Below are 13,245 nucleotides of genomic sequence, written 5' to 3' on the forward strand. Positions count from 1 at the left end.
TCGGAAAAACTTTTCCGACAGCTGTACATATTATTTTTTCTTTTTCGTTAAGCGACCTAATGCGAATGCACCTGCTGCTACTGCTAGCACTGTGTTCGTTTTTTTGTTAAATACTTGCTTTGTTACAAGGTTTAAGTTTTGTGGACGCTCTGCTAGGCGACGCATGAAGTAACCATACCAGTCTTTACCGAATGGTACATACGTACAGAAGTTATAGCCTTCTTTTGCTAAAGAAATTTGCATTTCTTTGCGGAAGCCATATAACATTTGGAATTCGAATTTATCGTTCGGAATGTTATGGTCTTTTACGAAACGTTTCACATGCTCAATTACATTGTGGTCATGTGTAGCGATTGATGTAAATTTACCGTTTAATAAATGGTATTCGATTAAATCGATATAGTTTAAGTCGATATCCAATTTATCTTGATACGCTACAGATTCTGATTCTTTATATGCACCTTTTACAATACGTAAACGGTAGTCTTTGAATTTTTCAATGTCTTCTTTCGCGCGGAAGAAGTAAGCTTGGATTACTGTACCTACGTTATCGTAAGTTTTAGAAAGCTCTTCAACTAAATCGAAAGAAACTTGTAAACGATCGTAGTTTTCCATATCAAAGTTTACAAAAATATCGTACTCAGCAGCTTGTGCTACGATTTCACGTAAGTTGTCATAGCAGAAGTCGATGTCGATATCAAGACCAAGCTGAGAAGGCTTTAATGAGATATGAGCATCTACACCTTCAGCATGAATTGCTTCGATTACAGCTAAAATTTGCTCTTTTGCTGCTGTTGCCTCAGACTTTTCGAAAACGAATTCGCCTAAGTTATCTACTGTACATGAAATGCCTAAAGCATTTAATTCTTTAATGCTTTGGATTACTTCAGAGATATTTGTTCCTGCAACAACGCTTTGAGCGCCTAATTTTAAGCCATACTTTTGTGCTGCGCTATTTAAAAGTTGGTTTTCAGATAAGTGGATAAAAAAGTCACGTAATAGCATAAACAGTGCTCCTTTTATTTTTTAGAATATAAATCTAAATTATTATAACATATTTAGGCGAATATGCTATAAAAGCATGAGGGAACTTTAATTAAAAGAATTTTTAATTAATTGCATTCTCTCATTAAATAAGGCTGGGTAAATGAGAAATCCAAAAACGACACTAGTTACTGTAGCGCATGTAAGCAAAGCAAAAACAATTAAAATTTGAAACTGCACAGCTTGTATTGGATCAGCCCCACCGATAATTTGCCCACTCATCATACCTGGAAGCTGTACAAGCCCGATCGTTTTTTGCGCCTCGATTGTCGGAATCATACTTGCCTTAATAGCTTTTGTTAAATGGCGATGAACTGCCTGCTTTGGCATTCCACCTAACGATAAAATAAGCTCGATTTCATGCTCATGTGACTCAATCTCAGAGGAAAAGCGATTTAAAAATAAAATAGCTAAAACCATGGAGTTTCCAATCAACATTCCGCTAATAGGAATAATATATTGCGGTGTTGGTGGGATAATATGAAAGCCGAGCAGTACACATTGTGTAATTGCTTCCACAATAATTAATGTAACGGCTAGCTTCCATGTAATTCCTGGAATGTTTTTTCCTTTTTTCCGCGCATTAAGTGTTGCAACGCAAATCATCAGTGTAATCATTAACAATGAATAAGCAATATGCTCCGTGTCAAAGACGAATTTCAATACATAGCCAATAAATAGCAATTGTATAACAGAGCGAACAGTAGCAATAACGGTATCCTTTTCCAAGTCCAGACGCAATACTTTTGATAGAACAAGTGGAATCAAAATAAAAATGAGCGTTAAGGCAAGTGTAGAATATGTCATTGTTTGCCCCCTAGTAAAAATGCTTGAATAGAGGGCTCACTTGAATTGATGATTTCACTTGTTGTCCCGCTAGCGATAACTTGCCCCTGCGCCATCACCCATATATAATCACCCATTGTTTGCGCCTGTTCAATGTTATGTGTAATCCATATAATAGTTATGCCTTTTTGGCGGATTTTCATAATTAATTGTTCAATTTCCTGTACTGAATGAGGGTCGAGGGCTGATGTGATTTCATCAAGCAGTAAAATTTCTGAGCGATTCAATAGCGTGCGCGCGATAGCTAGCTTTTGCTTTTGTCCTCCTGACAAATCGGTTGCTTGGCGCATTAATAGCGCTTCATCTAAACCAACATCCTCCAGTATTTGAAGAGCCTCATCTTCTGTTAATTGTTGTTTGTGTAGATGTTTTGGCAAAGCTAAATTATGATAGACGGTTGTTCGAAGAATGGGAGCATTTTGCAAAACGATGCCTACCTTTTGTCTAAGTGCTGTTGGTGTATATGTGTCGATGGCTTGACCATCCACATAAATAGCTCCAGCTGTAGGGCTTAATAAGGCATTGCACATTTTCAATAAAGTCGTTTTACCCGCTCCGGAAGGACCAATTAACGTCGTAATAGCACTAGCATGTATATGTTGTGAGATATTATGTAAAATACTTTGCTCATTAACTGTATAGCTCATGTTTTGAAACTGTATAGCGTATGACATAGCTCGCTCCTTTTAAATGGTATTTGCTAATAAGCATACCTCTATATGATGACAGTGACAATGAGGAAAGTTAGAGTAAAAATAAAAGCTTGAGCTACTTAAAAATAGTACAGCTCAAGCTCCACGTGATTACGCTGAAGTTTGCTTTGTCCCCGCAGTTGTTAAACGGTGGGCGAAGGATTCATTCGGCACAAGCCCTTTAAATGTTTCTTGCTGGAACTCATATGCATTAGCTCCATGCTCTGTAATATCAAGTCCACCGATTTCCTCTTCACGTGAAACACGTAAGGGCATAAATACTTTAATAAGTGACAGGCTTGCAAATACTGCAACTGCTGTCCAAGCAATAACAGCAACAACTCCAATAGCTTGCACCCCTAATTGTGCAAGACCTCCACCGTAAAATAACCCATTTGCTACATCGAAGAAGCCGATAGCTAATGTTCCCCAAATACCGCATAAACCATGCACAGCAATTGCTCCAACCGGGTCATCTACTTTTAAGCGATGTTCAATCAAGCGAACACCTTCCACTAGTATCGGACCTGCTAGCAAGCCGATAATAATGGAACCAATAATACTGACGTTTGCAGCACCGGCTGTAATACTTACTAAACCAGCTAATGCACCATTTAATGTTAGAGAACCATCTATATAACGGTAGCGTAGCTTTGTATAAAAGGCAGTGGCAACTACAGCAGCAGCGGCAGCTAAAAAGGTGCTGGCAATGACGCTAGGCACTGCTTCAGGGTCAGCAGCTAGTGTAGAGCCACCATTAAAGCCAAACCAGCCTAACCATAAAATGAAGACACCAAGTGCACCAAGTGGAATAGAATGACCAGGAATAACATTGACACGATTTTTTGTGTATTTACCAATGCGTGGACCAATCATTGCTGCTGCAACGAATGCACCAACAGCCCCCGTTAAGTGTACAACTGTTGAGCCGGCAAAATCAATAAAGCCTAGCTGCGTAATCCAGCCATCACCTTGCCAAATCCAATGTCCAACAACTGGGTAAACGAACAATGTCATCACGACAACTATCACCATATAAGCCATAATATTTGTACGCTCTGCAACAGCTCCTGAAATGATTGTTGCACATGTTGCGGCAAACATCGCTTGGAAAATAAAGAAGCCAATGTCCTCCACACCATGTAAGAAAAAGCCCGAAATACCAACAAAACCCCCAGCAGTATCGCCAAACATAATGGCATAGCCTGCAACGAAGTAAACAATACCGCCAATCGAAATTGTTAAAATGTTCTTAATTAAAATATTGACCGCATTTTTAGAGCGGGTAAAGCCGGCCTCGACCATAGCGAAGCCTGTATGCATGAAAAATACTAAAAATGCTCCTAACATGACCCATACAAGATTAATGGAAAGTTCTAATGCCTCATTCGTCATACAATCTCCTCATTTCTTTTAAATTTAATTAATGGCAACTGAGCCAACTTCTTTTGTACGAATGCGTATTGCTTGCTCTATAGTAGAAATGAAAATTTTCCCATCCCCTACTTCTCCTGTGGAAGCCTCCTGCAAAATGACATCAACAATTGCTTGCACCATAGCGTCTTCCACAACCATTTCCAACTTTAGCTTTGGAGAAAACTCCATCGTGTATGAATTGCCACGAAATAGAGCTGTACGTCCTTCTTGTCTTCCGCAGCCAGCAATTTCATAAATGCTTAATCCATCGATTCCTTGTTCTGCTAGCCCTTCACGTACTGCTACGAATACTTCAGGTCGAATAATTGCTTCAATCTTTTTCATACAACCACTCCTTAAGTTAGAATATAGAAAATGATAAAGGGTATTTGCATGGAAAAAAAGGTTTGTGTAAGGAAACCTCACATAGAAAAAATCGATGACTTTGATCTAATTGTGAGATGTATATTTCAGCCATCATATTGTGTGAGAAGTTTTCTATGCCGATTAATAAAAAAAATAGTGTATACTAGGACTAATATATTTTGGAAGAAGGGAATTAGTATGGAAACGAAGTATCGAGATGATGGTTTAGCGTTACACACAGACTTATATCAAATTAATATGGCTGAAAGCTATTGGGCTGATAATGTTCATAATCGAAAAGCTGTGTTTGAGCTATATTTTAGAAAGCTGCCATTTGGTAATGGCTATGCTGTTTTTGCAGGACTTGAACGAGCACTTGATTATTTAAAAAACTTCCATTTTACAGAAAGCGATATTGCTTATTTACGTGAAGAGCTTGGCTATGAGGAGGATTTTTTAAGCTATTTACAGGGAGTTCGTTTTACAGGAACAGTGTATTCAATGGTAGAAGGTGAGCTTGCTTTCGGCAATGAGCCAATTATGCGTATTGAAGCCCCTTTAATTGAGGCGCAGTTAATTGAAACAGCGCTATTGAATATTGTTAATTTCCAAACGCTAATTGCAACAAAGGCGAGTCGTATTAAGCAAGTCATTAAAGATGAAATCGGCATGGAGTTTGGTACGCGACGTGCGCAGGAAATGGACGCTGCTTTATGGGGAGCAAGGGCGGCAATTATCGGTGGTTTTGAATCGACATCGAATGTGCGTGCTGGAAAACGCTTTAATATTCCCGTATCAGGCACACATGCACATGCGCTTGTTCAAGCATATAAAAATGATTATGACGCCTTCCATGCTTATGCAAAGCGCCATCGCAATTGCGTCTTTTTAGTAGACACATATAACACATTGAAATCAGGTGTACCAACGGCTATTAAGGTGGCAAAGGAGCTTGGCGATAAAATTAATTTTATTGGCATTCGCTTAGATAGTGGCGATATTGCCTTTTTATCGAAGGCTGCACGTCGCATGCTTGATGAGGCAGGGTTCCCAGATGCAAAAATTATCGTATCGAATGATTTAGATGAATATACGATTTTAAACTTGAAGGCACAAGGTGCAAGAGTAGATATGTGGGGAATTGGTACAAAGCTTATTACTGCATACGATCAGCCAGCATTAGGTGCTGTCTATAAAATGGTAGCGATTGAAAATGATGATGGGGTAATGGAGGATACAATTAAAATTTCTGCAAATGCGGAAAAAGTAACGACACCAGGCTTGAAAAAGGTTTACCGTATTATTGACCGAGTAACAGGTAAATCGGAGGGTGATTACATTGTGATGGAAGATGAGCAGCCACAAGCGGAGGAGCGCATTAAAATGTTCCATCCAGTGCATACATTTGTTTCGAAGTTTGTGACAAATTTTGAGGCGAAAAACTTGCATGAAAAAGTAATCGAAGATGGCAAAATCGTTTATCAAAATCCAGAGCTTATGGCGATTCGTCAGTATGCTGCAGATAATTTAGAGCTACTTTGGGATGAATATAAGCGCTCATTAAATCCAGAGGAATATCCAGTTGATTTAAGTCAAAAATGCTGGGACAATAAAATGCGCAACATTAGCGAGGCGCGTGAAATGGTTGAAAAGTTGGAGCAATCATAAGGAGTGTTGAAAAGTGACTTTACAACAGCAAATTATTGAGGAACTAAAGGTTTTACCAGCAATTGACCCAGAGGTAGAGGTGCGTAAAACGGTTAATTTTTTGAAAAGCTATGTGAAAAAGCACGCTTTTATTAAAGGCTTTGTGCTTGGCATTAGCGGTGGGCAAGATTCAACTTTAACAGGAAAGCTTACGCAGTTAGCTGTAGACGAGCTTAATGCAGAGGCAGGAGAAAATAAATATGCATTTTGGGCTGTGCGCTTGCCATATGGTACGCAATTTGATGAGCAGGACTGTCAGGATGCACTTGATTTTATTCAGCCAACACATATTTATACAATTAATATTAAAGCAGCAGTAGATGCGAGTGTACAAACGCTAGAAAACGCAGGTATCCAATTAAGCGACTTTGCGAAAGGCAATGAAAAGGCACGTGAGCGTATGAAGGCACAGTTTTCGATTGCTGCAATGCATGGGGCAGTTGTGCTTGGCACAGACCATGCAGCCGAAGCTGTTACAGGCTTTTACACAAAGTTTGGTGACGGTGGTGCAGACTTAATGCCGATTTACCGTTTAAATAAGCGACAAGGCAAGCAAATTTTAGCACACTTAAATTGCCCAAAGCATTTATATGTGAAAGTGCCAACAGCTGATTTAGAGGAAAATCGTCCAGCATTGCCTGATGAAACAGCTTTAGGTATTACCTATGATTTAATTGATGATTATTTAGAGGGCAAGGAAATTCCAGCAGAGCCTCGTGCTATTTTAGAAGGGCATTATTTACGCTCACAGCATAAACGCCATATGCCAATTACGATTTTTGATGATTTTTGGAAATAAGAAAATGAAAAGCCGAACTATGAACTGTTTCAGCATAGCGCGGCTTTTTTATTCAAGAAAAAATTTATGCTTCTTAATAAAAATACGATATAAATAATACAAATATGGAAAGGAGGTATGTGTAATGCGCACATCGAGAGTGAGTGCCACTCATAATAATATGTTTCGTGATAGTCGTCATTATGTGCAGGCAAGCGATGCTTTTCAGCAAGTGATGGATGGAGATAATCGACCGCCTTTTAATCAATCCAATCAACAAGCATTGCTGCAAAATAATAATAAGCAAAAGAAAAAGAAGAGCATCATTTTAAAAAATAGTCCACGTCTTATTATTAAAGGGATGCAATACAATGCGGACTCAGCTATTATTCGCAATCGATTGCTCGTGGCCTCTCAGGTTGTCAATTATACGAGCAATATAAAAAGCCGCCATTACACATACCGAAATTCGATTTGAAGAAGGGGAATAGCCAAAATTCATAGAAGGGCTTTATGCGAATGGAAAAACTCTATTTAAATTAGAGCTTTTTGTTTTTGCATGATATCATATCCCCTTTCAATTGTGTTTAAAACCATTTTTCGTTATGCTTAAAGTACTGGAAATGAGTTGTTAATGCCTCGCACTGTGCCGAGGTATGTTTGATTATTCAAAAAATAGCTGCTGTTGCAAGGGGGATATTGGATGCATCATCAAATTGAAGCGATTATTCAAAATATAGAAAAAGTGATGATTGGTAAGAGGGAAGTAGCCGAGCTAAGCGTTATCGCACTGCTTGCAGGAGGACATGTTTTATTGGAAGATGTTCCAGGAGTAGGGAAGACGATGATGGTTCGCTCTTTAGCGAAATCGGTGAGTGCGGAGTTTCGTAGAATTCAATTTACACCAGATTTATTGCCATCAGATGTTGTAGGTGTGTCGGTTTATAATCCGAAAACATTGGAATTTGAGTTCCGACCAGGGCCAATTATCGGCAATATTATATTGGCGGATGAAATTAATAGAACCTCTCCTAAAACACAATCGGCTTTACTTGAAGCGATGGAAGAGGCATCTGTCACAATTGATGGTGAAACATTAAAAATTGCTAAGCCGTTTTTCGTTATGGCAACACAAAATCCAATCGAATATGAAGGTACATATCCGTTGCCAGAGGCGCAACTTGATCGTTTTTTACTGAAAATTAAAATGGGCTACCCAACAGTAGCTGAAGAAGTGGAAGTATTGAGAAGGGCGCAATATGCACAGCCAATTGAGCATATTGAAGCAGTTTTGACTTTAGATGAGTTACTTGCATTGCAGCATGAAGTAAAGCAAGTTTTTATCGAGGATAGCATCAAAACCTATATTGTTGAATTAGCTGCTGCCACTCGCCGTGACGGCCAAATTTATTTAGGTGTCAGCCCACGTGCCTCACTCTCTTTAATGAAGGCAGCGCAAGCGTACGCTTTATTAAAGGGCAGGGATTTTGTTACACCTGATGATGTGCAATATTTAGCGCCATTTGTTTTTAGCCACCGTTTAATTTTACAGCCCGAAGCACGCTATGATGGGATTACAGCAGAGCAAGTGATGGGACGCATCGTTGAGTGGGTAAATGTGCCTGTTCAAAGGTATAGTGAAAGATGACAATCATTCGTCAGCACGTTAAATTTGTAAGCCTCGCAGTGCTTACAATTATTTTACTTTGTTTTGCGATGTTTCAAGGTGGCTTTGTCAGTTGGTTTATTTTTTTCGCTATAAGTCCATTTTTACTTTATGCAATGCTATTGCATTTCACTCCGCTGAAATTTGAAATTGTGGAGCGTTCAGTTTATCCAGCTCATCCAAAGCATGGCGATGATTTGGGGGTTATAGTAAGCTTCCGCAATAGCACGAGACTGCCGTTAGCGTTTGTTGTTGTTCGTGAAATAGCGAATGACCAGCATATAAACGACCATAGCAAATTGCTGTTTGTTGGCTTCAAACGTTCCTTTGACTGGACGTATGAAATCAAAAATGTGGCACGTGGTGAATATCATTTTCAAGGTTTAGAATTTGTGGTAACTGACTTCTTCGGCTGGATTACACGTACGAAAAAAGTGGAGCGACCACATACTACGTTAGTGTATCCGAAAACTGTTGCAATTCCTTTTTCAACAATGCAAATGCAGTATGATCAAGGTACAGTTCTTTCTAAATATACGATGATGAAGGATACCACAATGGCAACAGGTATCCGCAATTATCAGCCAGGTGATCGTTTTTCATGGATTCATTGGAAGTCCTTTGCAAAGGGTGGGGAGCTGCGTACAAAGGAGTTTGAAGACCGTCAAGCACAACGCTTGCTCGTTTGTATTCAGCAATCCTCATCTAAGCATTTTGAACAAGCCGTTAGTTTAACTGCTTCTATTATGCAATCAATTGTTAAGCATCAAGGGGAAGTGTCGTTTGCCACAGCGGGAGAAAAACGCGTATATATGCCGCTTGTTCGCACGGATGGGCAGCTTGAAAAGGTGATGCGCCATTTAGCTGTTATTGAAGCGAATGGAGAGGATACTGCCTCAGCGATTGTTCGCAGCCGCTATGAAAGGTTAAATCAATCCATTTTAATTATCATCACAGGGGAATTTACGAAAGAATGTCAGCAGCTGTTATTAAGTAGTGCTCAGCATGTACGTGCAATCATTTGCTTTGTTGTCGTTACGCTAGATGAATTAAAAAGCATGGCAAATACATACCGCACGATTGGACAAAATCGAGTTGTTTATTTAACGGAGGATATGTTTAATCAAGCGTTCACGGAGGTGAATCGACCGTGAAAAGAGATAGTCAATTTTATGTAGAATATAGCATCTATTACCTTATTGTTTTTCTTATTTTATGTGAGTGGCTAAAGCCGATTATGGAACTAACCAACACAGGATACGACCATTATTTTCTAATTTTTATTGCTCTTTCACTTGCACTTGCTTTGTTGGGATTACCGTTAATCATTACATGGCTCATTAAAATAGCTTATATCGCCTTTTTTATTGTTCAAGCCTATAGCGATTATTCCATAGCTTCAACAGAGGGATTTGCATTTTTATATAGTGATTTGCAATGGAATATATGGCAGCTAGTGCAACGGAATTTTACAGAAGTATCAAATCCATTCCGCACATTGCTCTTTTTAATTTTAATTTGGATGCTCGTGTATTTAATACATCATTGGATTACTGTACGTATGAGCATTTTTTATTTTTTAGCGCTAACGATTTTCTTTATCGCAATGCTCGATACATTTAGTGAATATGATGGAAAAGTGGCAATTATAAAGGTGGTATTACTTGGATTAATGCTAACAGCCTTCCTGTTCTTAAAGCGCTTCTCCACAACGATGGGCGCATTTATGCAAAGGAAATCATCCCTGTACTATTGCATACCTGTCATCTTCTTTGTTAGCTTAGTAGGCTTGATTGCTTTTATGCTACCAAAAGCGCCACCTCAATGGGCAGATCCTGTACCGTTTATTAAAGGGGTAGCAGGGGGAGGCATTGGGGGCACAGTAGAGGGGAAGGTTGGTTATGGAGAAAATGATGAAAAATTAGGCGGTGGCTTTTCTCAGGATGATACGGTGGTTTTCCGTGCCCATGCACCAAAAAAGCAATATTGGCGCATAGAAACGAAGGATTTCTACACGACAAAAGGCTGGACTGTTGCAAATGGTAGCTATAATGAATGGGAAATCCCTTCGAATACATTATTACCACTATCCATTCCGATTGGTGAAGAGCAGTCACAGGCAGAAATATTCCCACTTACTGATCTTCCATTTATTTTACAACCATATGGCTTGCAGCGCGTATTATTTGATGGTTCCACTATTTTTACAGAGGAAACGGAAAAGCTACAAACAGTCGTACAGAATACTATTGCTGTGCCAGAGCATTATCAGCTTATTTATAGTGAGCCTTCTTATAGCTTTACAGCATTGAAGGATGAGAATATGCCGAGAACGACTGTGAATTCAAGGTTTTTGCAATTGCCGCATGAATTGCCAGAGCGTGTACGAGATTTAGCCGAGGAAATTACTGGAGAATATCATACGACGTATGATAAAGCGAGAGCAATTGAGCGTTACTTCCAGCAAAATGGCTTTATCTATGACACGAGAAATATTGCCTATCCGGCGCAGGAGCAGGACTATGTAGACCAATTTTTATTTGAAACGAAGCGCGGCTACTGTGATAATTTCTCTACAGCAATGGTTGTTATGCTGCGCTCTGTTGATATCCCTGCAAGATGGGTTAAAGGCTTTGTTGGCGGTGAGCAAATTGATCGTACAGATGATGGGTTACTTGTCTTTGAAGTGCAAAACAACGATGCCCATTCTTGGGTAGAAGTCTATGTCGATGGGCTTGGCTGGATGCCATTTGAGCCAACAATTGGCTTCTCTAGCCCAGCATCTGTTGATTATGATGTAGATTTATCTGATATCGAGGACGAGCTTGTACCAGAGGAACAACGTGAGCTTGAACAGCAGCAGAAGGAAGAAATGGAGCAAGCTGTACAAAATGATCAAACAAATGAAGTAGCTACAAATCTATTCAACGAAAAAAATAGAAAATGGCTCATTGCTTTAGCTATTGTAGTTATTGTTATTGCATATATCATGTATCGCCACCGTCGCAAGTGGCTACCGACAGTATATGTAAAAATGAATCGCCAAAAGAAGCAAAATGCAGGAAGCTTTGATTTATCGTATAGCCGTTTATTAAAGCAATTGGAGTACCAAGGCTTTAAACGTCAAAACCATCAAACACTGAAAAGCTTTGCACAAGAAGTTGATGCGCATTTTGGTACAAGTGATATGACAATTTTAACAGAAGCATATGAGCGCATGATTTACAGTGAAAATGGTGAGGAATTAGATTTTGAACAATTGAAACAATGCTGGGAAAGTTTAATCGAGCGTGCAAGTAGTTAATATGTGTCTTATTCATAATTTTGTTATATCTATCTTTATGTTTATGCTGAAAAAGAGCAGGAAAAAGGGTAGAATAAATAGCATTAAGAGGAGGTTGTATCAACTTGAAGCAAGACAACATTTTAGTATTAGATTTGGGCAGCAGTGAGAACACGACGATTGCACGTTGGATTCGCGATTTAGGTGTGTATAGCGAGATTCATCCACACGATATTACTGCACAAAATATTGAAGATTTAAAAACAGTAAAAGGTATTATTTTGAATGGTGGAAAAAATAATATCGTGGATGGCGAAGCGATCAACGTATTAGATGAGATTTACACATTAAATATTCCAGTAATGAGCGTTAACCACCCATCAGCAAAAGCATCGAAAACGCTAGAAGCATGGCCACACGAAGAAGAAACGAAAGCTCTTTTAAAGGACTTCGTTTTCAATACATGTCAAGCGGAAGCAAACTGGAACATGAAAAACTTCATCGAAGACCAAATTGCGTTAGTGCGCAAGCAAGTAGGGGATAAAAAAGTACTTTTAGCCCTTTCGGGAGGCGTCGATTCATCCGTTGTTGCTGCATTATTAATTAAAGCGATTGGCAAGCAATTAGTTTGCGTGCATGTGAATCATGGCTTGATGCGTAAAAACGAATCTGAAGGCGTTATCGCAATGTTTGAAAAAGACCTTGAAGAAAACCTAATTTACGTAGATGCAAGCGAGCGCTTCTTAGGCAAGCTAAAAGGGGTAAGCGAGCCAGAGGAAAAACGCAAAATTATCGGTAATGAATTTATTCGTGTGTTTGAGGAAGAGGCACGTAAACTGGAAGGAATCGATTTCCTAGCACAAGGAACGATCTATCCAGATATCGTAGAATCAGGCACGAAAACACATAAAGTTGTAAAATCACATCACAATGTTGGTGGACTTCCAGAAGACTTACAATTTGAATTGGTGGAGCCATTATTCCAGTTATTTAAAGATGAGGTGCGTGCATGTGGCGTAGAGCTTGGTTTACCGCATGATATGGTTTACCGTCAACCATTCCCAGGTCCGGGTCTTGGTGTGCGCTGCCTAGGTGAAATTGAAATTGATCGTCTTGAAGCAGTACGTGAATCAGATGCGATTTTACGTGAAGAATTTGCACTTGCAGGCTTAGACCAAAAAGTGTGGCAATACTTCACAGTTGTACCAAACTTCAAATCTGTTGGTGTGCGCAACAATGAACGCACATATGAATACCCAGTTATTATTCGTGCAGTGAATACAGTAGATGCGATGACAGCAACAGTTGAGCAAATCGACTGGCCAATCCTTCTAAAAATTACTGACCGTATCATTAACGAAGTGAAAAACGTCAATCGTGTCTGCTACGACCTGTCTCCAAAGCCAGGCGGCACGATTGAGTGGGAATAATTTTAAGCAAAAAGCTA

The 13,245-nt window shown here is 39.3% G+C and carries 12 protein-coding genes; 7 read left to right on the forward strand and 5 right to left on the reverse strand.

Annotation, left to right across the window (positions count from 1 at the left end; genetic code table 11):
- Nucleotides 1-30 precede the first annotated feature (30 nt).
- The 5 genes from R6U77_RS08000 to R6U77_RS08020 all read right to left on the reverse strand — a co-directional run bounded on the left by R6U77_RS08000 (nt 31) and on the right by R6U77_RS08020 (nt 4,343).
- A complete protein-coding gene (locus R6U77_RS08000; RefSeq protein WP_319838074.1) occupies nt 31-1,005 on the reverse strand; it encodes a proline dehydrogenase family protein in 975 nt (324 codons plus the stop codon).
- An 87-nt stretch (nt 1,006-1,092) separates the two neighbouring features.
- Nucleotides 1,093-1,851: an ABC transporter permease gene (locus R6U77_RS08005; protein ID WP_319838075.1), complete on the reverse strand. Its 759-nt coding sequence runs from the start codon at nt 1,849-1,851 to the stop codon at nt 1,093-1,095.
- Nucleotides 1,848-2,564, reverse strand: coding sequence for an ABC transporter ATP-binding protein (locus R6U77_RS08010; protein WP_319838076.1), 717 nt, complete (start codon nt 2,562-2,564; stop codon nt 1,848-1,850). The genes R6U77_RS08005 and R6U77_RS08010 overlap by 4 nt, the downstream gene beginning before the upstream one ends.
- 129 nt (nt 2,565-2,693) lie before the next feature.
- Nucleotides 2,694-3,977 carry an ammonium transporter gene (locus tag R6U77_RS08015; RefSeq protein ID WP_319838077.1) on the reverse strand — a complete coding sequence of 428 codons (1,284 nt, stop codon included), beginning with the start codon at nt 3,975-3,977 and terminating at the stop codon, nt 2,694-2,696.
- 24 nt (nt 3,978-4,001) lie between these two features.
- Complete coding sequence (locus tag R6U77_RS08020) at nt 4,002-4,343, reverse strand: P-II family nitrogen regulator (RefSeq protein ID WP_319838078.1); 342 nt, start codon at nt 4,341-4,343, stop codon at nt 4,002-4,004.
- A gap of 219 nt (nt 4,344-4,562) precedes the next feature.
- Between R6U77_RS08020 and R6U77_RS08025 the strand changes: the two genes are divergently transcribed.
- From R6U77_RS08025 to guaA, 7 genes are all read left to right on the forward strand, one after another.
- Nucleotides 4,563-6,032: a nicotinate phosphoribosyltransferase gene (locus tag R6U77_RS08025; protein ID WP_319838079.1), complete on the forward strand. Its 1,470-nt coding sequence runs from the start codon at nt 4,563-4,565 to the stop codon at nt 6,030-6,032.
- A gap of 13 nt (nt 6,033-6,045) precedes the next feature.
- Nucleotides 6,046-6,870, forward strand: coding sequence for an ammonia-dependent NAD(+) synthetase (gene nadE / locus R6U77_RS08030; RefSeq protein WP_319838080.1), 825 nt, complete (start codon nt 6,046-6,048; stop codon nt 6,868-6,870).
- Nucleotides 6,871-6,994: 124 nt separating this feature from the next.
- On the forward strand, nt 6,995-7,327 hold the full coding sequence (locus tag R6U77_RS08035; RefSeq protein WP_319838081.1) for a hypothetical protein: 333 nt from the start codon (nt 6,995-6,997) through the stop codon (nt 7,325-7,327).
- Nucleotides 7,328-7,552: 225 nt separating this feature from the next.
- Nucleotides 7,553-8,497, forward strand: a complete 945-nt coding sequence (locus R6U77_RS08040) for an AAA family ATPase (RefSeq protein ID WP_293927711.1) — start codon at nt 7,553-7,555, stop codon at nt 8,495-8,497.
- On the forward strand, nt 8,494-9,669 hold the full coding sequence (locus R6U77_RS08045; protein ID WP_319838082.1) for a DUF58 domain-containing protein: 1,176 nt from the start codon (nt 8,494-8,496) through the stop codon (nt 9,667-9,669). Before R6U77_RS08040 ends, R6U77_RS08045 begins: the two co-directional genes overlap by 4 nt.
- The gene (locus R6U77_RS08050) at nt 9,666-11,819 is read left to right on the forward strand and encodes a transglutaminase TgpA family protein (RefSeq protein WP_319838083.1); all 2,154 of its coding nucleotides are present in this window, start codon (nt 9,666-9,668) and stop codon (nt 11,817-11,819) included. Before R6U77_RS08045 ends, R6U77_RS08050 begins: the two co-directional genes overlap by 4 nt.
- Nucleotides 11,820-11,917: 98 nt before the next feature.
- Entirely contained in the window at nt 11,918-13,228 is a 1,311-nt protein-coding gene (gene guaA, locus R6U77_RS08055; protein WP_319838354.1) for a glutamine-hydrolyzing GMP synthase, read from the forward strand.
- The last annotated feature ends 17 nt before the right edge of the window (nt 13,229-13,245 follow it).

Source organism: Lysinibacillus louembei (assembly GCF_033880585.1).
Classification (GTDB): Bacteria; Bacillota; Bacilli; order Bacillales_A; family Planococcaceae; genus Metasolibacillus; species Metasolibacillus louembei.

Excerpts from the sequence above, each read along its gene's own strand:
- R6U77_RS08020 (WP_319838078.1), bottom strand. The coding sequence starts at position 4,343 with ATGAAAAAGATTGAAGCAATTATTCGACCTGAAGTATTCGTAGCAGTA.
- R6U77_RS08025 (WP_319838079.1), top strand. The coding sequence starts at position 4,563 with ATGGAAACGAAGTATCGAGATGATGGTTTAGCGTTACACACAGACTTA.
- R6U77_RS08005 (WP_319838075.1), bottom strand. The coding sequence starts at position 1,851 with ATGACATATTCTACACTTGCCTTAACGCTCATTTTTATTTTGATTCCA.
- R6U77_RS08040 (WP_293927711.1), top strand. The coding sequence starts at position 7,553 with ATGCATCATCAAATTGAAGCGATTATTCAAAATATAGAAAAAGTGATG.
- R6U77_RS08000 (WP_319838074.1), bottom strand. The coding sequence starts at position 1,005 with ATGCTATTACGTGACTTTTTTATCCACTTATCTGAAAACCAACTTTTA.
- R6U77_RS08035 (WP_319838081.1), top strand. The coding sequence starts at position 6,995 with ATGCGCACATCGAGAGTGAGTGCCACTCATAATAATATGTTTCGTGAT.
- R6U77_RS08010 (WP_319838076.1), bottom strand. The coding sequence starts at position 2,564 with ATGTCATACGCTATACAGTTTCAAAACATGAGCTATACAGTTAATGAG.
- R6U77_RS08015 (WP_319838077.1), bottom strand. The coding sequence starts at position 3,977 with ATGACGAATGAGGCATTAGAACTTTCCATTAATCTTGTATGGGTCATG.
- R6U77_RS08045 (WP_319838082.1), top strand. The coding sequence starts at position 8,494 with ATGACAATCATTCGTCAGCACGTTAAATTTGTAAGCCTCGCAGTGCTT.